This window comes from Streptococcus mitis ATCC 6249 (genome assembly GCF_000146585.1).
Taxonomy (GTDB): Bacteria; Bacillota; Bacilli; order Lactobacillales; family Streptococcaceae; genus Streptococcus; species Streptococcus mitis_AZ.
The window spans coordinates 1,186,687-1,205,047 of the sequence record NZ_GL397179.1 but is presented as its reverse complement, the minus strand read 5'-3'; the positions used below and the strand labels follow the sequence as shown (position 1 = coordinate 1,205,047).

The window sequence follows — 18,361 nt, the reverse complement described above, 5'->3', positions numbered from 1 at the left end:
GGATATTTTTGCTATTCTAAACGGCCATCTTCTCGATAGGCGATATCTGGTTGCCAGGTCCATTTGGCTCCATACTTCTCAAGTAAGTCAAAGCTAGCTTGTGGTCCCATGCTTCCAGACTTGTAGTCATGGAGTGGAACTCCATTTTGAGCCCAGAGCTCTTCGATACGGTCAATCAATTTCCAAGAAGCACTCACCTCATCCCAGTGGCTAAAGTTGGTAGAGTTATTGTTCAAGACATCGTAGATTAGCTTTTCGTATGGATCTGGAGAAGCCCCAGTAGCGGTAGCATCTGTACGATAATCTAAAGAGCTAGGCGCCAGGTTAAATTCTTCACCTACTTGTTTACCATTGAGGCTGAGAGAGAATCCCTCTGTTGGCTGGATGTAGATGGTCAAGATATTTGGTGCCAAAGGCTCACCAAAGATAGAGTCCATTTGCTTAAAGACGATATTGACATGAGTGCCTTTTTCTGTCAGGCGTTTACCAGTACGGAAGAAGAAAGGAACGCCACGGAAGCGATCGCTGTCTACAAAGAAAGCACCAGAGGCAAAGGTTTCTGTTGTAGATTCAGGGTTAACGTTTGGCTCGCTACGGTAGGAAATGTATTTCTTACCATCGATCTTTCCAGAACGGTATTGACCACGGATAAAGTGTTCTTTTAATTCTTCCTCACTTGGTTGGTGGAGATTTTTAAATACTTTAATCTTCTCAGCGCGAATCTCATCTTTTGTAAAGCTGGCAGGCTTGTCCATGGCTAAAAGTGATAAAAGCTGGAGAGTGTGGTTTTGAACCATGTCACGGAGGGCACCAGATTCATCATAGTAGCCACCACGTTCCTCAACTCCCAAGCGCTCAGCGAAGGTAATCTGCACATTATCAATGTGCTCACGGTTCCAAACATTTTCAAAGATCATATTGGCAAAACGAACAGCAAAGATACTCTGAATCATCTCTTTACCTAGGTAATGGTCGATACGGTAGATCTGTTCTTCATCAAATGTTGCTAGAAGATCCTCATTCAGCTTGCTTGCAGTTTCGTAGTCTGTACCAAAAGGTTTCTCGACAATCAAACGTTCAAAGCCTTTACCGTCAACGATGTTTTCAGACTTGAGGTGTTTGGCAATAGTACCAAAGAATTGAGGAGCCATTGATAGGAAGAAGAGTTTGTTGTGATCCGTTTGGTATTTCTCATCAAGCTCAGCCTGTAATTCACGTAAAGCGATGTAATTATCAGTATCATTTACATCATGGCTTTGATAGTAGAAATGACTAGCAAACTCTTGGGCTTGCTCGGTACTATCTGCCAAATCAAGGATGGACTCGACAACTACAGATTCAAAATATTCCTTACTCCAAGGTCTACGAGCTGTTCCGATAACAGCAAAATGCTCAGAGAGATTGCCTGATTTATAGAGTCTGAAAAGGGAAGGGTAGAGTTTGCGTTTAGCTAAATCTCCACTCGCACCGAAAATTGTAACAATAACCTTTGATGACATCTAGCTACCTAATTTCTATATTTTTTCCTAGTTGAACTAGGGATGAGATTTCCTCATTATCATAGTTTTTATTTTATCATAATTTTCAAAAAAACAAAAAATCCAATACGCAATTAAAAAACTGTAAGGAGAACCTTACAGTTTTGTTTTATACATTTAAGACCTTGTCCAAGAATTCTTTTAGACGAGGGTGTTGCGGGTTATCGAAGATTTGATCTGGAGTTCCATCTTCCAGGAATTCACCATCAGCCGTAAAGATAACACGGTTAGCCACCTGACGAGCAAATCCCATCTCATGGGTTACGATAATCATGGTCATGCCTTGTTCTGCCAATTCCTTCATAACATTCAGTACATCTCCAACCATTTCAGGGTCAAGAGCGGAAGTTGGCTCATCAAAGAGCATGATATCAGGATTCATGGCAAGTCCACGAGCGATAGCTACACGCTGTTTCTGACCACCTGAAAGGCTATCTGGATTAGCATTAGCTTTGTCTGCAAGACCGACTTTCTCCAGCAACTCCATCCCCAATTTTTCAGCTTCTTCTTTGGTCATCCGTTTGTGTTCAATAGGTGCAAAAGTGATATTTTCTAGGACGGACATGTGTGGGAAGAGGTTGAAGTGTTGGAAGACCATTCCCACGTTTTCGCGAACATGGTCGACATTGGTTGATTTTTCAGTCAAATCATAACCATTTACTGTGATGTGGCCACTCGTTACCTCCTCGAGAAGGTTAAGGCTACGGAGGAAAGTGGATTTACCAGAACCAGAAGGACCGATGATACAGACAACATCTCCTTCATAGAATTTAGTCGTAATACCTTTTAAAACTTCATTTTTTCCATAATACTTATGCAAATCATTTACATCAATTTTTAGTTTTGCCATTAACGAATCCTCTTTTCTAAGCGTTTCGCTAGTCTAGTTAAAAGCGTGATAATTACAAGATAGAAGATAGCAAGGATTGCATACATCTTGAAACTTTGGTAGTTACGGGCGATGATGATCTTACCAGTTTGGAAAAGTTCCACCAAACCGATAGCAGACACGATGGTTGTATCTTTAAGAGCGATAACGAATTGGTTGACAAAGTTTGGCAACATCAATTTAGTCGCTTGTGGTAAGATAATCTTACGCATGGTTTTTCCATAAGAGATACCAAGACTGCGGCTGGCCTCCATTTGCCCAACTGGAACAGCTTGAATCCCACCACGAACAATTTCAGCGATATAAGCTGCCGCATTAAGTGAGAGGGCAATAGTACCAGCTACAAAGTCATTGATTGGACTTTGTTGGCCTGTAATTGATTCGATGAAGTTTGGAATACCCCAGAAGATAAAGGCTGCAAGAATCATCAATGGAATTCCTCGAATAACGTCAACGAAAATCTCAGAGATTAGACGAAGAGATTTGTATGGGCTAACACTAAACATACCGAAGATAATCCCGATGACAATGGCAATTGCAAATGAAATAAGCGCTAAGGCAAGAGTGATTCCAAGTCCACTAAGAAGTTGTTTGTAGTTGTTTTGAAGCAAGCCCCAGATAGTTGTTTCGTCAACCGTACTTGTAGAGTCAGTTGAAGTTTCGCTAGCTAGATACTTGTCAAGAATCTTTTGGAATTCACCGTTAGCTTTGAGGTTCGCAAGTCCATTATTGAACATCTGGATCAATTCTGGGTTTGTTCCTTTTTTAACCGCAAAGGCTGTTTCTCCGATTGGAGTTCCAGCGATTGGCGTTTTCAATTTTTGACCTTGGCTGATAGAATATTTGAGAACTGGCTCATCATCCATCACGGCATCGATAGATCCAGTATTCAGACTGTCATACATTGATGCGCCATCTGCAAAGGTTTTAATCTTATAACCGTATTTGCTTTGGTTCTCGGTAAGGAAGGTTTGAGAAGCAGTCCCGTTTTTAACACCGACAGTTTTATCCTTGAGGTCTTCATAAGAAGCAATGGTGCTTGATTCTTTCACACCAAGAATCGTATTTGCTGTGTAGTATGATTCTGAGAAGTCGAAGGTTTCCTTACGGGCATCTGTTACAGACATACCAGCAATGATACCATCTGCTTGTCCTGCTTGAACAGCACTGATTGCTGCGTCAAATCCTGGGTTGGTAATTTCAATTTCAAAACCTTGATCTTTGGCAATGGCCTTGATGAGGTCCATATCAATACCGGTATATTGATTGCTTGAATTTTGAAAGACGAATGGGGCGAAAGATGAGTCGCTGGCAATAATGTACTTGCTTTTCACTGGAGTAGCTTTTTGTCCAGCAGCAGTAGTTGTCGTTGGGCTTGCCGTAGTTGTAGAAGCTGTCCATTTTTGGATGATTTGCTCCAAGCTACCATCTTTCTTCATTTGTGCTAGGGCTTCGTTAAACTCGGTAACCAAGTGTTCATACTTGCTCCCTTTCTTGACACCAAAGGCAAAGCTTCCAACAGCCTCACCATCCATATTGATGCTGAGATCTTGTCCTTGGTTAATCGCATACTCGATAACAGGTTTATCATCCATGATGGCATTTACAGCACCAGCACTTAGACTGTTATTCATCAAATCACCAGTATCAAAGGTTTTAATAGAGAAACCGTATTTATCTTTGATACTTTCGAGGAAACGTTGAGCGGCAGTTCCGTTCTTAACTCCAACTGTTTTCCCGCTAAGTTCCTCATATTTGGTGATTTTATTTGCCTTTGTGGTAGCAATGACAACTTTTGTATCATAATAGGTATCAGACATTGTAAAGACATTTTCACGTTCTTTTGTTTTTGTCATACCTGCCATAATAGCATCTGCTTGACCTGACTGCACTGCATTTACAGCTGCATCAAAGCCAGGATAAGACATTTGGATGTTCCATCCTTTGATTTCTGCGACTTTATTGATAATATCAACATCAATCCCTTTATAGGTTTGATCTGAATCTTTAAACTCAAAAGGTGCGTAAGCTGTATCAGACACAATCTTAACAGTATCAGCTTTTGCCATACCTAGTGAGAAAATGGGAAATAAAATGAGCAAACATGCTAGTATTTTTTTCTTCATTTTTAGTCTCCTTTTCCGAATATTTTCCCATTATATCAGAAAATGAATGAAAAGGCAAATTTTATGGATTTTATGTAAGGAAATGTAACATGAAATACTCACTCTTATCAACTTAGAGAGGAGTCTGAAAAGTAAATTTATGGTAAAATAGAAGGATAGAAAAATGCAGATGAGGCAATCATGATTAATCGAATTACAGATAATAAATTTAAACTAGTATCAAAATATGAACCTTCAGGAGACCAACCCCAAGCGATCGAGCAGTTGGTAGATAACATTGAGGGTGGAGAAAAAGCTCAGATTCTGATGGGGGCGACGGGTACAGGGAAGACCTATACCATGAGTCAGGTCATTTCCAAAGTAAATAAACCTACTTTGGTCATTGCTCATAACAAGACTCTTGCAGGTCAGCTCTATGGGGAGTTCAAGGAATTTTTCCCTGAAAATGCAGTCGAGTACTTCGTATCCTACTATGATTATTACCAACCAGAGGCCTATGTCCCTTCGAGCGATACCTACATTGAGAAGGATAGCTCGGTCAATGATGAGATTGACAAACTCCGCCACTCAGCGACTTCAGCACTTCTGGAGCGCAATGATGTCATCGTTGTGGCTTCAGTCTCTTGTATCTATGGTTTGGGTTCGCCTAAGGAATACTCTGATAGCGTGGTTAGTCTGCGTCCAGGTCTTGAGATTTCTCGTGATAAACTTTTGAATGACTTGGTTGATATTCAGTTTGAACGCAATGATATTGATTTCCAACGGGGAAGATTTCGTGTTCGTGGGGATGTGGTGGAGATTTTCCCAGCTTCCCGAGATGAACACGCTTTTCGAGTAGAATTTTTCGGGGATGAGATTGATCGTATCCGTGAGGTTGAGGCTTTGACAGGTCAGGTATTGGGAGAAGTAGATCATTTGGCGATTTTCCCAGCTACTCACTTTGTGACCAATGATGACCACATGGAGGTTGCTATTGCCAAGATTCAGGCGGAGTTGGAGGAGCAGTTAGCTGTCTTTGAAAGGGAAGGCAAACTGCTAGAAGCTCAGCGTTTGAAACAGCGGACAGAGTATGATATTGAAATGCTTCGCGAGATGGGTTATACCAACGGTGTTGAAAACTACTCACGCCACATGGATGGACGGAGCGAAGGAGAGCCTCCTTATACGCTTCTCGACTTCTTCCCAGATGATTTCTTGATTATGATTGATGAAAGTCACATGACCATGGGGCAGATTAAGGGCATGTACAATGGAGACCGTTCTCGTAAGGAAATGCTGGTTAATTATGGTTTCCGCTTGCCGTCTGCATTGGATAATCGTCCTCTTCGTCGTGAGGAGTTTGAAAGCCATGTGCATCAGATTGTATACGTTTCAGCAACACCAGGTGACTATGAAAATGAACAGACCGAGACAGTGATTGAGCAAATCATTCGTCCAACAGGGCTTCTAGACCCCGAAGTGGAAGTCCGTCCAACTATGGGACAGATTGATGACCTCCTAGGTGAAATCAATGCCCGTGTTGAAAAGAATGAACGAACCTTTATTACAACCTTGACCAAGAAAATGGCAGAAGACTTGACCGACTACTTCAAAGAAATGGGCATCAAGGTCAAGTACATGCACTCGGACATCAAAACCTTGGAGCGAACGGAGATTATCCGTGACCTACGCTTGGGTGTCTTTGATGTCTTGGTCGGAATCAACCTGCTCCGCGAAGGGATTGACGTTCCTGAGGTAAGCTTGGTTGCTATTCTCGATGCTGACAAGGAAGGATTCCTCCGTAACGAGCGTGGATTGATTCAGACCATTGGACGTGCTGCTCGTAATAGCGAAGGGCATGTCATCATGTATGCGGACACGATGACTCAGTCTATGCAACGTGCCATTGATGAAACGGCTCGCCGTCGGAAAATCCAGATGGCTTATAATGAAGAGCATGGTATCGTACCTCAAACCATTAAGAAAGAAATCCGTGACCTGATTGCTGTGACCAAGGCAGTTGCTAAGGAAGAGGACAAGGAAGTCGATATCAATAGCCTCAACAAACAAGAGCGCAAGGAACTCGTTAAAAAACTCGAAAAACAAATGCAAGAAGCCGTCGAAGTGCTTGACTTTGAACTCGCAGCTCAGATTCGTGATATGATGTTGGAAGTGAAGGCGTTGGATTAGATAGGAGAGAACGAATGAAAATTTTAGTCATCAATGGACATCCTGACAAGGGCAGTTTCTGTCAAGAAATTTTTCAAACGATTGTAGAAAATATTGACTCAAATCATCATGAGCTTGAATCTATTAATCTAAATGAGATAGATTTTGATCCCGTATTACGTTATGGTTATCGAAAACGTATGGAAGAGGACTCTTTCATACTTCGCTCTCAGGAATTAATCCAGTGGGCAGATCATTTCATTTTTGTTTATCCAATTTGGTGGAGTAGTATGCCTAGTTTATTGAAGGGTTGGATCGATCGTGTTTTCACGCCAGGAATTGCTTACTCTGCCAATAATAAAGGAAGTTTTATTTGGAACTACTTAAGAGGTCAGCAGTTTAAAAAGTTACTAAAAGGAAAAACAGCCAGTATTTACGCAACATCCATGGCACCAACATGGTGGTACAAAGTATTTTCAGGCTCTATCAATATTCCAGACAGTTATGGAATATCAGTATTAAAGAATGCTGTCCTAAATCACTGCGGTATTAAAACAAAGAAAGTTTCAATTTTGGGTGAGTTAGGGCGTGAGGTGAATACAAATTCTACAAGACAAAAATATCTGCAAAAAGTTGCTGAGGAAGTCAAGGCGTTGGATTAGGAAAAAGTATGGTTTATTTAAGAAAACTAATTGAAGGAGATTTGGTGTCTTTGTGGGAAATTGCTTATTCACAATCTAATCCAATTTGGAAGCAGTATGATGCTCCCTATTATGACGATTATCAGCATTTTCCTAATTTTCAAGAATTTAAACTACAAAAATCAGAATCTACTCTAAACAACTCAAATCGCCTTGGTATTTTTGTTGATGATAAACTTGTTGGGACTGTTTCGCGCTACTGGGTATGTAAACAAACAAGATGGATGGAATTGGGGATTTGTATTTATGATAACAAGTTTTGGAACTCTGGCATTGGAAAAGCTGCTATGCTACAGTGGATAGATCGGACATTTCAGGATTACTTGGAGTTGGAGCATCTTGGTTTGACAACTTGGTCAGGAAATTTTGGTATGATGAAATTGGCTGAAAAATTAAGAATGAAAAAAGAAGCTCATATTCCAAAAGTTCGTTATTACCAAGGCAAATATTTTGATAGTATTAAATATGGTATTTTGAGAGAAGAATGGAGTAAAATAAATGAACCTAACTATCAAACAAATGGAAACTCCTGAAGAGATAGAAGGTAAATCCTTCGTTCATTGGCAAACGTGGAGAGAGGCTTATGATGACCTTTTACCTGCAGAATTTCAGGAGACGATGACATTAGAAAGATGTCGATTCTTTAGTCAAAAATATCCAGAAAATACATTGATTGCGATGGATGGCATGAAGGTAGTTGGTTTTATCAGTTATGGAAACTTTCGTGATGTGGCTATTCAAGCTGGCGAAATTATTGCCTTATATGTTTTAAAAGACTATTATGGAAAAGGTATTGCTCAGAAGTTAATGAAGGAAGCTCTGACGACTCTTGAACAGTTCTCTGAAATATTCTTATGGGTATTAAAAGAGAATAAGCGAGCCATTGCTTTTTATCAAAAAATGGGTTTTACTTTTGATGGTCAAGAAAAAATACTTGAACTAGGAAAACCGATCACTGAAATTAGAATGGTATATAAGAAATCATCAGAATTTGAGAGTTAAATGCTGGGGCAATTGCGATTTTTTTCTGATTATACAATGAACAAACAATTACGTTTTAGAATATATTTTAAATAGAGGGAAGTTACTATGAATTTGAAAGAGAAAACTTATGAGAAATCATCAGGGTTAGATTCTGTTCGTTTTTGGTTACAAGGGCATCGATTTGTCAAATTTATGCTTGAGATGTTCTTTTATATCAGCTTGTTCCTAGTTATAGAATTTACAACATCACAGAACAAAAGCATTCCAGCTGATTTTCGGTACAGAGAACTCTTGTTTCCATTGCAATTGAATCTTTTTATCTTGGGTAATAGGTTCTATGCTCTCTTTTTGTCAGTGAAAACGGAAAAAGAAAGGACCCTTAAAAGATTTTGTGAACCCTTTATTTATATCAATGTCCTTAGCTTCATTTTTCAACTGATTGGTGTGAGAAAAAGAGGAAGAGTTGTTCTCTCACCTTTGTTTTCACTGGAGTCTTCCTATATCTGGTTTCCTATTGTCGTCTACCTTCTAGTCTTGATGTTAACTTTAGCAATCTTCTTTCTCTCTAAAGGTTCAAAAAAAGGAGTAGAAGAAAATGAAGATGAGTAGACAAATGAAGTACAAGACAAACGAAAAGTCTTCTTGGACTAAAAGGTTTTCTCTTTGGTTGGAAAGGCATCGAAAGATTGGTCAACTCTTGGATACGAGTGTGTTATTTGGATCTATGTTTGTGTCATTTCTCGCCGTCTCTTTCATTAGTTCTCCATTCCCAAACTTAAATTATCTTTCCCCCTTAAGTTTCAATCTTATCCTTCTGATCGTATCAACTTATATCCTAGTCCTTCGTTTTAGTAGTGATAAACTTCAGAAATGGCGTTACTTTTCATGGATATTTATTGGTTTCAATGGTCTTCTTTTTCCCATTCATCTCTTGGTAGGTCTGAATTGGCTAGGACGTCGCAAGACAACGAATTCCCCTCCTATAATTTCTATGGATCCAGCCTATGCCTGGTTTCCTATTGTAAGTTATCTCTTTTTCTTTTTCTTGGGGCTGGGCATTCTGCTTTTGATTATACGGATAGAAAAGAGAAGAAGGAGGCGTAAATGGAACGAAAGATTAAGAGACAAAAGAAGGTCAAACAACAGAACAGAAAAATGAGAAAAATCCAGAAAAAGTATTCTTTGGTAGCTCACGTCCAATTGTGGATGGAAAGGCATCCAAAGCTTGCTTCTTTAATGGATGGTGGCATAATATTATTTTCTATTTTTGGTATCATGTATGTGTTGTTCGGGACGTCACTTATCCCGAAACCATATCAAGAACTGTCCTATGTCTTGCCAATTATTATGAATTTTGTCTTTTTGATGAACACACTCTATCAAGGTATTTTTAGAGATGGTTTTAGCAATAAGGCTTCAGTAAAAGGATTTTTAAAAACTTTTCTATTCATAAACGGACCTATTTTTCTCCTCCACTTACTTGTTGGGGTGAAAGGGAGAAATGTTAAAAAAATTCCTTCTCTATTATCTGTCGATTATCGCTACATCTGGTTTCCAATTGCTACCTATCTAATCTTTTTCATCATTCCAGCGATATTGATGGTGATTTTGAAATATAAGGACAAAAAGAGGAAAAATCATGACAAAAGAAAATCTAACTAAGTTAATTTCGTTTAAGACACTTTATTTGGCTTTGCTGACCTTTGTGGTTCTTCATTTGGTGTTGTTGGTTTTTGGACTATCTTTTACGCCGATTTTGTGGAATAGTTGGTTTTTCATTCTTTGTTTGACCTTCTTAATTCATCCCTGGAGAATCTTTTATAGAACAAGAAATGCTAAATGGTATCACCTTATTTTTCAAATATTTAGTGGATTGGTGGCACTTTATCTTTGGTTTGCAGCATTTTTTGCTTTGTCAATTATCTCGGATCCAACCATTCCTATTAATATAGACTATCATATACAAGATAAAGAAATCATCATTTCTAGAGGTTTTTTGGCTCGTACTACTTATGAACATCACGAGTTGATTAATCCATTCATCATGAAATCTGATATCAAGTTCGAAAAAGGCATATAACAACTTAGAAAGCGAGCAAATCTATGTCCCGTGCGCAAGCAACCATTTTAACCAATATCTGTCTGATTGAAGACATTGAAACTAAGCGAGTAGTCATGCAATATCGCTCTCCTGAAAACAATCGCTGGTCTGGCTATGCCTTTCCAGGAGGTCATGTTGAGAATGGCGAGGCCTTTGCCGAGTCTGTCATTCGTGAGATTTATGAAGAAACAGGCCTAACGATTCAGAATCCACAACTAGTCGGCATTAAAAACTGGCCCTTAGATACAGGTGGGCGCTACATCGTCGTTTGCTATAAAGCGACAGAGTTTACTGGAAATCTCCAATCCTCAGAAGAAGGAGAAGTTTCTTGGGTGCAAAAAGACCAGATTCCAAATTTGGATCTGGCCTATGATATGTTGCCTTTGATGGAAATGATGGAAGCACCTGACAAGTCTGAGTTCTTCTATCGCCACCGTAAGGAGGACGGATGGGAGAAAGAAATTTTTTAGTTCTATGATTAGTTGATAGGTGTTATTCTTTAAAGGAAGGTACTGAAATATAGGCTAAGTATGGCGAAGTAAGCCAACTGATTATTTCTAAAATTCTTATTATTCTTTTCTATCTATATTTTGAACAATCTCCACCTTCCATTCTGAAATCGGAGATTGTTTTATTTTATGCTATAATCTTAAGATGTGAAAGGAAGTACCAGAAAATGGATGATAAAGTAATTGAACAATATGCAAAACAAGATAATCTTGATATTAGAGTAAACATACATAAGAAGTATTCAAAAAATAAATTAGGATTTAACAATTGGATATTTTCCAACTACCAAATCACTAATGAAGTAAAGGTTCTAGAATTGGGATGTGGTACAGGAGAACTGTGGAAAAGTAACAGTGATTCTATAGATAAAATGAAGCAGTTGGTTATTACAGATTTTTCTAAAGATATGGTAAAAACAACGAAGTCAGTGATTGGAAATAGAGACAATGTCGACTATGAAATAATGGATATTCAAAAGATTTCTTTTGAGAATGAAACATTTGATATTGTTATTGCAAATATGCTTCTACATCATGTAAATGATATTCCTAAAGCGCTCTCTGAGGTGAATAGAGTCTTAAAAACAGGCGGAATTTTTTACTGTGCTACATTTGGTGAAAATGGAGTTGTAGATTATTTGGCAGGCTTATTTAAAGATGAGGTTAATCAAGATTTGGAAAATAAAACTTTTACTTTACAAAATGGCGAAAGTTACCTAAGTAGGTACTTTAACTCTGTCGATATATTGCTCTATGATGATGAGTTACAGGTAACTAGTATAGATGACCTAGTTAAATACATCCAATCCTTTAAAGGAATTTCAGAAATAGGTTCGTTAGAAGAAGAAATAATACGTAAAAGATTGGAAAGTGAGTTTAATAATGGTATGTTGATCATTCCTAAAGAATATGGTATGTTTATCGCTCGAAAGTAAAATTAAGGGAACGAAATTGTAAAAAATTATTGAGAAGATTTTCAATGTAAAATTAAAGGGATAGTGTTTAGAGCATGTTACAGCTAATTCTCCATATATAAACCTCAAATTTTTAGATTTGAAGAAGTATCTTGGGTGCAAAAAGACCAGATTCCAAACTTGGAACTGGCCTATGATATGCTGCCTTTGATGGAAATGATGGAAGCACCTGACAAGTCAGAGTTCTTCTATCGCCACCGTACAGAGGACGGATGGGAAAAGAAAACCTTCTAGTCTTTTACTAAATAACCAAGTTTATCCAAGGCCTCCTCGATATAGTGGAGGTCTTGTTGTGTTTCGGCTTCAACAAGGTGGTAATGGGTGCCATCCGTCAATTCAGAAAGTGGTCTAAAGTCAGAGTTCTCGACTTGCTCTAAAAAATGTTGGACATCTCGACGACAGGTGAGTTTGAGTAGGGTCTCAATTTCTCCATAAACTGGATGGTCGATCAAAGTATTCTGAACACGTCCGCCATTATCTACAATAGCTAGAAGTTCTTGACCTATTTCTTCCATCTCATGTTTGACCTTAAATAGTTTGTGAACGTAAGGACTGGTATTATTTTCTTTATAGATATAGCCACGATTTGTGGATAGGATAGGAGCCCCATCAGCTCGAAGAATGGCTATGTCTTGTACAATGATCTGACGAGTGACATGAAAGTGTTCAGCCAAGGTTTGGCCATTGAGGGCTTTTGGTGCCTCTTTTAAGAGTTTGAGAAGTGCCTGTTTGCGATCTTTTGTCATAGTTTTCCCTTTTAGCGACGTTTTCGAAGCACTTTAAAGACAGCTAGTGCTAATGTATAGTCTACCATACTATGGATAATTGTACCAAAACCAACTAGAACAAAGAGAACATAAAACATATTTTCAACATTTGTCCCTGAAGTAGCATAGAAGATGATACAAGCTATTACTTCAGCGATAGCATGAACAACACCCAAAACAAAGTTAAAAATCCAAGATGTCTTTGGTTTATCCAAGGTTTCAGGGAATTTCTTTAAGTACAAAGCCCCCAAAGTACCAAAAACGATGTGAGAGAAGGCACGCAGGACGATAACCATGGGATAGCCTGCCATCAGGAAGCCAAGACTAGAAGCAATAATCACAAAAGCAGCCATCAAAGGCGAAAGAAACATGGCGATAAAGATGGGGATATGACTTCCCAATGTGTAAGAAGCCGGTGGGATAACGATTTTAAAAGGCATAATGATTGGAATCAAAATCGCTATTGCAGTGAGTAGGGCAGTCATGGTCATAAACTGCGTTTTTTTCCGTATATCCATAAGAACCTCCATTTATCTGTATATACAAAAGTATAGTACAATAAATAATCAGCCAAGTCAAGGTCCAATATTGATTTTTAAGACATATTTGGTTAAAATGTGGTAAAGAATAATAGGAACCGAGGAGAAATTGTGATGATACTTTTTGTTTACCTAATCGTGGTAATCGTGATGATGTCAAAGCAGAGAAAAGAAGGGAAAGTTGTCTCAGGTTGGACTCGTTTTATAGTTTATAGTTTATTGGTCCTTTCGTTAATCTCTCTATTAGCAGGCACCCTGGCTCTTTCACTTGTCTTTAATCCCTTAGTAGGATTTTACTATATGGAAGTTATAGGAATCATGTTAGAAATTGTTCATTTTGTCAATATGATGATTACTTTTGGTTTGATTTTATTGTCGTTAAGTATATACTTGGATAGTCAGAGAAACCAAGAACCAACTCCTCTTTCACATCACGTAGTGAGACTCGGTGTTCACATCCTTTTGATTATTCTCATGCTTTAAATATGAAAACTCCACCTTCAGTACGAAAGTGGAGTTGTTTTATTTTTTCAAGGTTTGTAAACGTGGGACAATTGCTACTGTTAGAACTGCAGAGATGACAAGCTCAGCAATTGAGTTGGTTGAAATAACGGTTGCTAGGAGTTTTTGGATATTTCCATCGAAGACACTTCCAAAAAGGAAGAAGATTCCCCCAAGTACAAAGACTGTATTTGTAAGTGAACCAAGAGCTCCGGCAATGATGAGACCCGTTCTGTTTTTTAATAATTTATAAACTAGATAAGGTGTCAGACCGATCAAAATACGAGGTAGGATGGCAATCATTGCTGAATAGATGTTTCCGTTCGGTACGAATGGAGAGAAGAGGTAGCTGGTTGGAAGGATTGTAATCGTGTTAACCGTCAAGCTGAGTAGCCCCATCAAGAAACCGAGTGTAACACCAACTCGTGGGCCGTAAATAATACTTGCAATAATAACAGGAACATGTACGATAGTTGGTTTAATTGGGAATGGGAATAGATTAAATAAGAGTGAGCTCAGAAAGTGAATGACCAACATGGTCGCAAAAAAGATAGCAATCGGAGCAATATTAGAGCGTTTTTTCATTGAGTGTTTCCTTTATTCTTTCTAAAATAATATCCAGGTCTGCCAAAGCTCCCCTTCCGTAGTCACCACATGCAAGTAAGGATTCTTTTGGAGAGATAAGCTTGTAACCATATGTTTCTAAAGTTTTAAGGTTTGTCTGAGTTGCCGGATGGTCATACATCTTTGTATTCATGGCTGGCGCTAAGAGTTTAGGGATGTGACTTGGTAGGGCAAGAGCCGTACTGGTCACCATATTATCCGCAAAACCGTGCGCAAGTTTGGCAATGGTATTGGCAGTAGCAGGGACAACGATAAAAAGGTCTGTTTCTTTTCCTCTTTCGATATGATTGACTTGATTAGGATAGGGTTCCTGCATGACATCAAGGTGAACTGGATTTTGTGAGAGTACCTGTAGTGTCAAAGGCTGGATAAACTCTCTTGCCGCCTCGGTCATTAAGACAGTGACATCATGGCCTTGTTTTTTCAAAGAACTGACTAGATCAGCTGCTTTATAGGAGGCAATGGAACCTGTCACTGCAATCAGAATGTTTGCCATAGCTTTCCTTTCTATGAATCGTATGTATGAATTTTATCAAGGAGGAGGTTCGCAATTTCTTCTTTGGTTTGAACGGTTTGAAGACGATCTTTCTCAACCAAAATTGCCCGATGCTGATATGCTGAGATTTGAGTAAGATCATTTGCTATGATCAAGTCTGCTTGGTTCTTGACAAGACTCTGTCTAGCAACTTCAATAAGATGATCCTCAGTAACATCAACCAACAGTTTGAAACCAATCAAATGAATAGAAGGATTCCACTCTTTGACTAGAGAGATAATCTTGGGTGTTTTTTTCAAAAACAAAACCTGCACCTCATCAGTTGAAGAAATCTTAGATTCTTTATTTTTCTTATCTAATAAATCTTCCAGATTAGAGCTCGTCTTAACTTCATCTAGTCCAGTCATATAAACAGGAGTGTAGTCAGAAACTGCCATCGAATGAATCAAGACCTGATAATCTTGAACACACTCTTTCATTTCTAAAAGAAGATCATTCGTATTTTTGATTTCTAGAATGGTTAGATGGGGATGAGGTTCTGGCTTAAGAGCACTAGGAGTAGTAATCAGACAAACCTCATGACCAGCAGCAAGTAGGGTTTCGGTGATGATTTTCCCCAAGCGACCAGTCGAGTGATTCGTGATAGAGCGGACGCTATCGATTGCTTCACTTGTACCGCCTGACGTAACTAAAATTTTCATAGGACTATTGTACAAAAAAATGAAATGCAAGTCAAAGAAAGCGTTTAAAATGGACTATATATTATTATTGACATTTATTGTAATAAATAAGATAATGAATCTAAGTAAATTAAAAGAGGTATTATTATGGATTTTTTTAAATTTGCAGACAACATTGCAAAGGAAGCTGGGAAAGTATTGAACGATGTCGGTTCTGCTACTAGCGAAGCCTTAAATGAAGCGAGTAAATTTACTGGAGAAGTTATTACAGAATCTGCAAAAACTATAGGTGAAGTATCAGGCCAAGTAGGTAATGTTGTCTCAGATGTCTCAGGGAAAGCCGTTGAAGTTGCTGGAGATGTAGCAAATCAGATATCAAATGTGACTTCTCAAACATTTAACGAAGCTGGGAAAATCGCGAATAATACAAAAGAACAAATTGAATCGGTAGACCTTTTTAATTCTAAACTAAGACAAGAAGCTGTTGATGGATATAATGAAGCTATTAGTTGTTATAATGAGGAAGCGGATAACTTGGCTAATAAATCAATAGAACTTTATCAGGTTAGGGATAAAGCTATCAAAGTTGTGAAAATTGTTGAAGAAAGAATTAACAAACTAGCAAATAAACCAAAAGAGTTTGAAACAAAATTAGAAGAAATTGATGTTGAAATTCAGAATTTTGAAGATAAGCAAATTGCTATTTCACAGTCAATTAAGGAAGCTGAATTAGCAAGTGGTAGTACTGCGGCTACAGCTTCTTTAAGTGCTTTAGGAGTCACAGTTGCAACTTTAGGTCCTACTGCGGCTATGGGAGTCGCAACTACTTTTGGTGTCGCATCAACAGGAACTGCTATTTCTACTCTTTCAGGTGCAGCTGCAGAAAGTGCAGCAATAGCTTGGTTAGGTGGTGGAAGCGTAGCAGCTGGTGGCGGTGGTATGGCAGCGGGAAAGGCATTTTTAGCATTGGCTGGTCCCGTTGGTTGGGGAATTGCAGGAGTTATGTTGACCGCTTCTGTAAGCGCTGGTGTATTAGCTAATAGGAAAAATGAAGAAGTTGCAAAAGAGGCTATAGAGGAACAAAAAAAGATAGAATTATTGGCTAGACAACTTAAAGAAAGAGTAATAGAAGTTACGAAATTAATAGAACTAACCGAAAAACAAACAGAAGGAATTTATTTAGCTAATTTATCTTTAACTGGGATGGACTATAGCTTATTTACTGATGACGAAAAATATCAAGCAGGTGCTTTAGTGAATTCAACTCTATCATTGACTGCTATGGTAAATAAGGAAATTAGAATAAATGAGTAATCAAATTTTTAATCAGGCTTTTAACCAAGGTATTGGTGCATATGTCAATTGTTTAAATCATTTAAGGATTCAAGACTTACAAATTGCTATGAAAATCATAGAGGATGAAGCAGGCAAAGTCATCTTAAACAAGGATAATGCCTCAAAAATCATAAACTATACTAGAGACAATATTGAAGACGTTATTCTAAAGAAGCGTGGAGGAGACTACGGTAGTCACGGGTTTATAGCTGAATTTGCAGAAGCAGGAATTGTAAATGCAAGGAGAGCTCTTGAAGGGTTAAATCCTATTGTAAAAGTATTGAATGACAATGGACCTGCCGATTTATTAATTGGTAGAAATACCATTCAAATGAAGTTTTACAATAATTTACGTGATGAACTAGATCAATCATTTCTTTACAGTGCAAAAATGAAAATGATGTTTCCAAAAGATCACGTACTAGTATTTGAAAAAATAATGGCTGGTGCAAAAGAAGTAGAATTGAATGGTAAAAGATTGTCTGTTAAACAAATTACGGATATACGACAAAAAATCAATGATATTACCAAAAGCAAGGGACTTACTTCGTATAAATCATGGATGAAAGCCTCTGTTCTAGATTATAAAGATGCACAAAAAAATTCAATTCATTCTCTTTTAGATTCTGAAGAGAAGAATATTCGTAAAACAGTTAGACTGAAACAACAGGAATTAAATGAAAGACGATTAGTAGCGCAAAAACACGCATTACCGAATTTAAAAGAAGCTACCAAAGTTGCAAGAAACGCAGCATTTTTACAGGGTGGTTTAGCTTTATTGTCAAGTGTGTATGGAAAATGTAAAGAAGGAAAAAGTATTTTTGAATTCGAACAATCAGATTGGTTAGATTGTGGATTGAATTCATTATATGGAGTTGCAAGTGGAGCGATATCAGGATATTCAATATACGGATTAACAAATATTTTGGGTATTAGCGCTCCAAATGCCAGTGCTTTAGTAATGGCTACTTATGGGATGATAGATGTTATTTTGAGATTCAGATCTTCTGAAATAACTCAAGATGAATTTATGAATCTCTTGACATTAAATGTAATAGATTCTTCCTTTGCTACAATTGGTGCTTGTGTTGGTCAGATCATGATTCCAATACCTGTTCTAGGTTCTGTAGTAGGTTCAATATCCTCTTCAATAATTTGGGAGATAGGTAAGGGAATATTAAATGAAAGAGAACAAAGAATAATTCAAGATTACAGGGAAAATCTGAATAGTTACATAAAATCTTTAGACGAAAATTATCTTGTCATTTACAACGAAATCATAGAAAAGTATAAAAAATTGGGTGAAATACAAGCATATTCGTTTGATTTGTCAATAAATACTAAACTTAGGTTTGAGTACTCTATTGAGATGGCAGAAAGTTTAGAAATTGAAGATAATAAAATTCTCCACGATTTGTCTGAAATTGATAATTATTTTCTTGACTAGAT

Annotated in this window: 20 protein-coding genes and 1 pseudogene; 13 read left to right on the top strand and 8 right to left on the bottom strand. The window is 37.9% G+C overall.

Features of this window, described 5'->3' with window-relative positions; all coding sequences use genetic code 11:
• Positions 1-11: 11 nt before the first annotated feature.
• The 3 genes from zwf to HMPREF8571_RS07615 all read right to left on the bottom strand — a co-directional run bounded on the left by zwf (position 12) and on the right by HMPREF8571_RS07615 (position 4,553).
• On the bottom strand, positions 12-1,499 hold the full coding sequence (gene zwf / locus HMPREF8571_RS07625; RefSeq protein ID WP_000096098.1) for a glucose-6-phosphate dehydrogenase: 1,488 nt from the start codon (positions 1,497-1,499) through the stop codon (positions 12-14).
• A 148-nt stretch (positions 1,500-1,647) separates the two neighbouring features.
• Positions 1,648-2,388 (bottom strand): amino acid ABC transporter ATP-binding protein, encoded by a 741-nt coding sequence (locus HMPREF8571_RS07620; protein WP_001096337.1) that lies wholly within the window; start codon positions 2,386-2,388, stop codon positions 1,648-1,650.
• Positions 2,388-4,553 carry an ABC transporter substrate-binding protein/permease gene (locus tag HMPREF8571_RS07615; RefSeq protein WP_000726964.1) on the bottom strand — a complete coding sequence of 722 codons (2,166 nt, stop codon included), beginning with the start codon at positions 4,551-4,553 and terminating at the stop codon, positions 2,388-2,390. Before HMPREF8571_RS07615 ends, HMPREF8571_RS07620 begins: the two co-directional genes overlap by 1 nt.
• Positions 4,554-4,733: 180 nt before the next feature.
• On the opposite strand from HMPREF8571_RS07615, the gene uvrB reads away from it, so the two are divergent.
• The 10 genes and pseudogenes from uvrB to HMPREF8571_RS11110 form a co-directional block, all read left to right on the top strand.
• The gene (gene uvrB / locus HMPREF8571_RS07610) at positions 4,734-6,722 is read left to right on the top strand and encodes an excinuclease ABC subunit UvrB (RefSeq protein WP_000610404.1); all 1,989 of its coding nucleotides are present in this window, start codon (positions 4,734-4,736) and stop codon (positions 6,720-6,722) included.
• 14 nt (positions 6,723-6,736) lie between these two features.
• Positions 6,737-7,363 carry an NAD(P)H-dependent oxidoreductase gene (locus HMPREF8571_RS07605; RefSeq protein ID WP_000699275.1) on the top strand — a complete coding sequence of 209 codons (627 nt, stop codon included), beginning with the start codon at positions 6,737-6,739 and terminating at the stop codon, positions 7,361-7,363.
• 8 nt (positions 7,364-7,371) lie between these two features.
• Positions 7,372-7,935 carry a GNAT family N-acetyltransferase gene (locus HMPREF8571_RS07600; RefSeq protein WP_000262763.1) on the top strand — a complete coding sequence of 188 codons (564 nt, stop codon included), beginning with the start codon at positions 7,372-7,374 and terminating at the stop codon, positions 7,933-7,935.
• Positions 7,901-8,404: a GNAT family N-acetyltransferase gene (locus HMPREF8571_RS07595; protein WP_001054581.1), complete on the top strand. Its 504-nt coding sequence runs from the start codon at positions 7,901-7,903 to the stop codon at positions 8,402-8,404. Before HMPREF8571_RS07600 ends, HMPREF8571_RS07595 begins: the two co-directional genes overlap by 35 nt.
• An 87-nt stretch (positions 8,405-8,491) precedes the next feature.
• A complete protein-coding gene (locus HMPREF8571_RS07590) occupies positions 8,492-8,995 on the top strand; it encodes a hypothetical protein (protein ID WP_001049378.1) in 504 nt (167 codons plus the stop codon).
• 495 nt (positions 8,996-9,490) lie between these two features.
• A complete protein-coding gene (locus HMPREF8571_RS07580; RefSeq protein WP_000439992.1) occupies positions 9,491-10,048 on the top strand; it encodes a hypothetical protein in 558 nt (185 codons plus the stop codon).
• On the top strand, positions 10,026-10,466 hold the full coding sequence (locus HMPREF8571_RS07575; RefSeq protein ID WP_000159692.1) for a hypothetical protein: 441 nt from the start codon (positions 10,026-10,028) through the stop codon (positions 10,464-10,466). Before HMPREF8571_RS07580 ends, HMPREF8571_RS07575 begins: the two co-directional genes overlap by 23 nt.
• 23 nt (positions 10,467-10,489) lie before the next feature.
• Positions 10,490-10,957: an 8-oxo-dGTP diphosphatase gene (locus HMPREF8571_RS07570; protein WP_000085287.1), complete on the top strand. Its 468-nt coding sequence runs from the start codon at positions 10,490-10,492 to the stop codon at positions 10,955-10,957.
• Between the two features lie 206 nt (positions 10,958-11,163).
• Positions 11,164-11,931, top strand: a complete 768-nt coding sequence (locus HMPREF8571_RS07565) for a class I SAM-dependent methyltransferase (RefSeq protein WP_000342212.1) — start codon at positions 11,164-11,166, stop codon at positions 11,929-11,931.
• A 123-nt stretch (positions 11,932-12,054) separates the two neighbouring features.
• A pseudogene (locus HMPREF8571_RS11110) lies at positions 12,055-12,204 on the top strand (NUDIX hydrolase); the annotation flags it as partial.
• On the opposite strand, the gene HMPREF8571_RS07560 reads toward HMPREF8571_RS11110, so the two are convergent.
• On the bottom strand, positions 12,201-12,716 hold the full coding sequence (locus HMPREF8571_RS07560; protein WP_000159157.1) for a transcription repressor NadR: 516 nt from the start codon (positions 12,714-12,716) through the stop codon (positions 12,201-12,203). The pseudogene HMPREF8571_RS11110 and the gene HMPREF8571_RS07560 overlap by 4 nt on opposite strands.
• 11 nt (positions 12,717-12,727) lie before the next feature.
• Positions 12,728-13,255: an ECF transporter S component gene (locus tag HMPREF8571_RS07555; protein ID WP_000354642.1), complete on the bottom strand. Its 528-nt coding sequence runs from the start codon at positions 13,253-13,255 to the stop codon at positions 12,728-12,730.
• A gap of 135 nt (positions 13,256-13,390) precedes the next feature.
• Between HMPREF8571_RS07555 and HMPREF8571_RS07550 the strand changes: the two genes are divergently transcribed.
• A complete protein-coding gene (locus tag HMPREF8571_RS07550) occupies positions 13,391-13,759 on the top strand; it encodes a hypothetical protein (RefSeq protein ID WP_000600209.1) in 369 nt (122 codons plus the stop codon).
• A 39-nt stretch (positions 13,760-13,798) separates the two neighbouring features.
• Here the strand turns inward: HMPREF8571_RS07550 and HMPREF8571_RS07545 are convergent, their stop codons facing one another.
• The 3 genes from HMPREF8571_RS07545 to coaB are packed head-to-tail and all read right to left on the bottom strand — an operon-like array spanning position 13,799 to position 15,598.
• A complete protein-coding gene (locus HMPREF8571_RS07545) occupies positions 13,799-14,362 on the bottom strand; it encodes an ECF transporter S component (RefSeq protein WP_000747417.1) in 564 nt (187 codons plus the stop codon).
• The gene (gene coaC / locus HMPREF8571_RS07540) at positions 14,346-14,897 is read right to left on the bottom strand and encodes a phosphopantothenoylcysteine decarboxylase (RefSeq protein ID WP_001274050.1); all 552 of its coding nucleotides are present in this window, start codon (positions 14,895-14,897) and stop codon (positions 14,346-14,348) included. The genes HMPREF8571_RS07545 and coaC overlap by 17 nt, the downstream gene beginning before the upstream one ends.
• Before the next feature lie 11 nt (positions 14,898-14,908).
• Complete coding sequence (coaB, locus tag HMPREF8571_RS07535) at positions 14,909-15,598, bottom strand: phosphopantothenate--cysteine ligase (RefSeq protein ID WP_000699523.1); 690 nt, start codon at positions 15,596-15,598, stop codon at positions 14,909-14,911.
• Positions 15,599-15,724: 126 nt separating this feature from the next.
• Here coaB and HMPREF8571_RS07530 point away from each other — a divergent pair, with 126 nt between their 5' ends.
• Together HMPREF8571_RS07530 and HMPREF8571_RS07525 are read left to right on the top strand one after the other, a co-directional pair.
• Entirely contained in the window at positions 15,725-16,891 is a 1,167-nt protein-coding gene (locus HMPREF8571_RS07530) for a hypothetical protein (RefSeq protein WP_000345294.1), read from the top strand.
• Positions 16,884-18,359, top strand: coding sequence for a hypothetical protein (locus HMPREF8571_RS07525; protein WP_000070713.1), 1,476 nt, complete (start codon positions 16,884-16,886; stop codon positions 18,357-18,359). Before HMPREF8571_RS07530 ends, HMPREF8571_RS07525 begins: the two co-directional genes overlap by 8 nt.
• The last annotated feature ends 2 nt before the right edge of the window (positions 18,360-18,361 follow it).

What these genes read in the sequence shown, in the direction of transcription:
- zwf (WP_000096098.1), bottom strand. Translation starts at nt 1,499, where the DNA reads ATGTCATCAAAGGTTATTGTTACAATTTTCGGTGCGAGTGGAGATTTA.
- HMPREF8571_RS07620 (WP_001096337.1), bottom strand. Translation starts at nt 2,388, where the DNA reads ATGGCAAAACTAAAAATTGATGTAAATGATTTGCATAAGTATTATGGA.
- HMPREF8571_RS07615 (WP_000726964.1), bottom strand. Translation starts at nt 4,553, where the DNA reads ATGAAGAAAAAAATACTAGCATGTTTGCTCATTTTATTTCCCATTTTC.
- uvrB (WP_000610404.1), top strand. Translation starts at nt 4,734, where the DNA reads ATGATTAATCGAATTACAGATAATAAATTTAAACTAGTATCAAAATAT.
- HMPREF8571_RS07605 (WP_000699275.1), top strand. Translation starts at nt 6,737, where the DNA reads ATGAAAATTTTAGTCATCAATGGACATCCTGACAAGGGCAGTTTCTGT.
- HMPREF8571_RS07600 (WP_000262763.1), top strand. Translation starts at nt 7,372, where the DNA reads ATGGTTTATTTAAGAAAACTAATTGAAGGAGATTTGGTGTCTTTGTGG.
- HMPREF8571_RS07595 (WP_001054581.1), top strand. Translation starts at nt 7,901, where the DNA reads ATGAACCTAACTATCAAACAAATGGAAACTCCTGAAGAGATAGAAGGT.
- HMPREF8571_RS07590 (WP_001049378.1), top strand. Translation starts at nt 8,492, where the DNA reads ATGAATTTGAAAGAGAAAACTTATGAGAAATCATCAGGGTTAGATTCT.
- HMPREF8571_RS07580 (WP_000439992.1), top strand. Translation starts at nt 9,491, where the DNA reads ATGGAACGAAAGATTAAGAGACAAAAGAAGGTCAAACAACAGAACAGA.
- HMPREF8571_RS07575 (WP_000159692.1), top strand. Translation starts at nt 10,026, where the DNA reads ATGACAAAAGAAAATCTAACTAAGTTAATTTCGTTTAAGACACTTTAT.
- HMPREF8571_RS07570 (WP_000085287.1), top strand. Translation starts at nt 10,490, where the DNA reads ATGTCCCGTGCGCAAGCAACCATTTTAACCAATATCTGTCTGATTGAA.
- HMPREF8571_RS07565 (WP_000342212.1), top strand. Translation starts at nt 11,164, where the DNA reads ATGGATGATAAAGTAATTGAACAATATGCAAAACAAGATAATCTTGAT.
- HMPREF8571_RS07560 (WP_000159157.1), bottom strand. Translation starts at nt 12,716, where the DNA reads ATGACAAAAGATCGCAAACAGGCACTTCTCAAACTCTTAAAAGAGGCA.
- HMPREF8571_RS07555 (WP_000354642.1), bottom strand. Translation starts at nt 13,255, where the DNA reads ATGGATATACGGAAAAAAACGCAGTTTATGACCATGACTGCCCTACTC.
- HMPREF8571_RS07550 (WP_000600209.1), top strand. Translation starts at nt 13,391, where the DNA reads ATGATACTTTTTGTTTACCTAATCGTGGTAATCGTGATGATGTCAAAG.
- HMPREF8571_RS07545 (WP_000747417.1), bottom strand. Translation starts at nt 14,362, where the DNA reads ATGAAAAAACGCTCTAATATTGCTCCGATTGCTATCTTTTTTGCGACC.
- coaC (WP_001274050.1), bottom strand. Translation starts at nt 14,897, where the DNA reads ATGGCAAACATTCTGATTGCAGTGACAGGTTCCATTGCCTCCTATAAA.
- coaB (WP_000699523.1), bottom strand. Translation starts at nt 15,598, where the DNA reads ATGAAAATTTTAGTTACGTCAGGCGGTACAAGTGAAGCAATCGATAGC.
- HMPREF8571_RS07530 (WP_000345294.1), top strand. Translation starts at nt 15,725, where the DNA reads ATGGATTTTTTTAAATTTGCAGACAACATTGCAAAGGAAGCTGGGAAA.
- HMPREF8571_RS07525 (WP_000070713.1), top strand. Translation starts at nt 16,884, where the DNA reads ATGAGTAATCAAATTTTTAATCAGGCTTTTAACCAAGGTATTGGTGCA.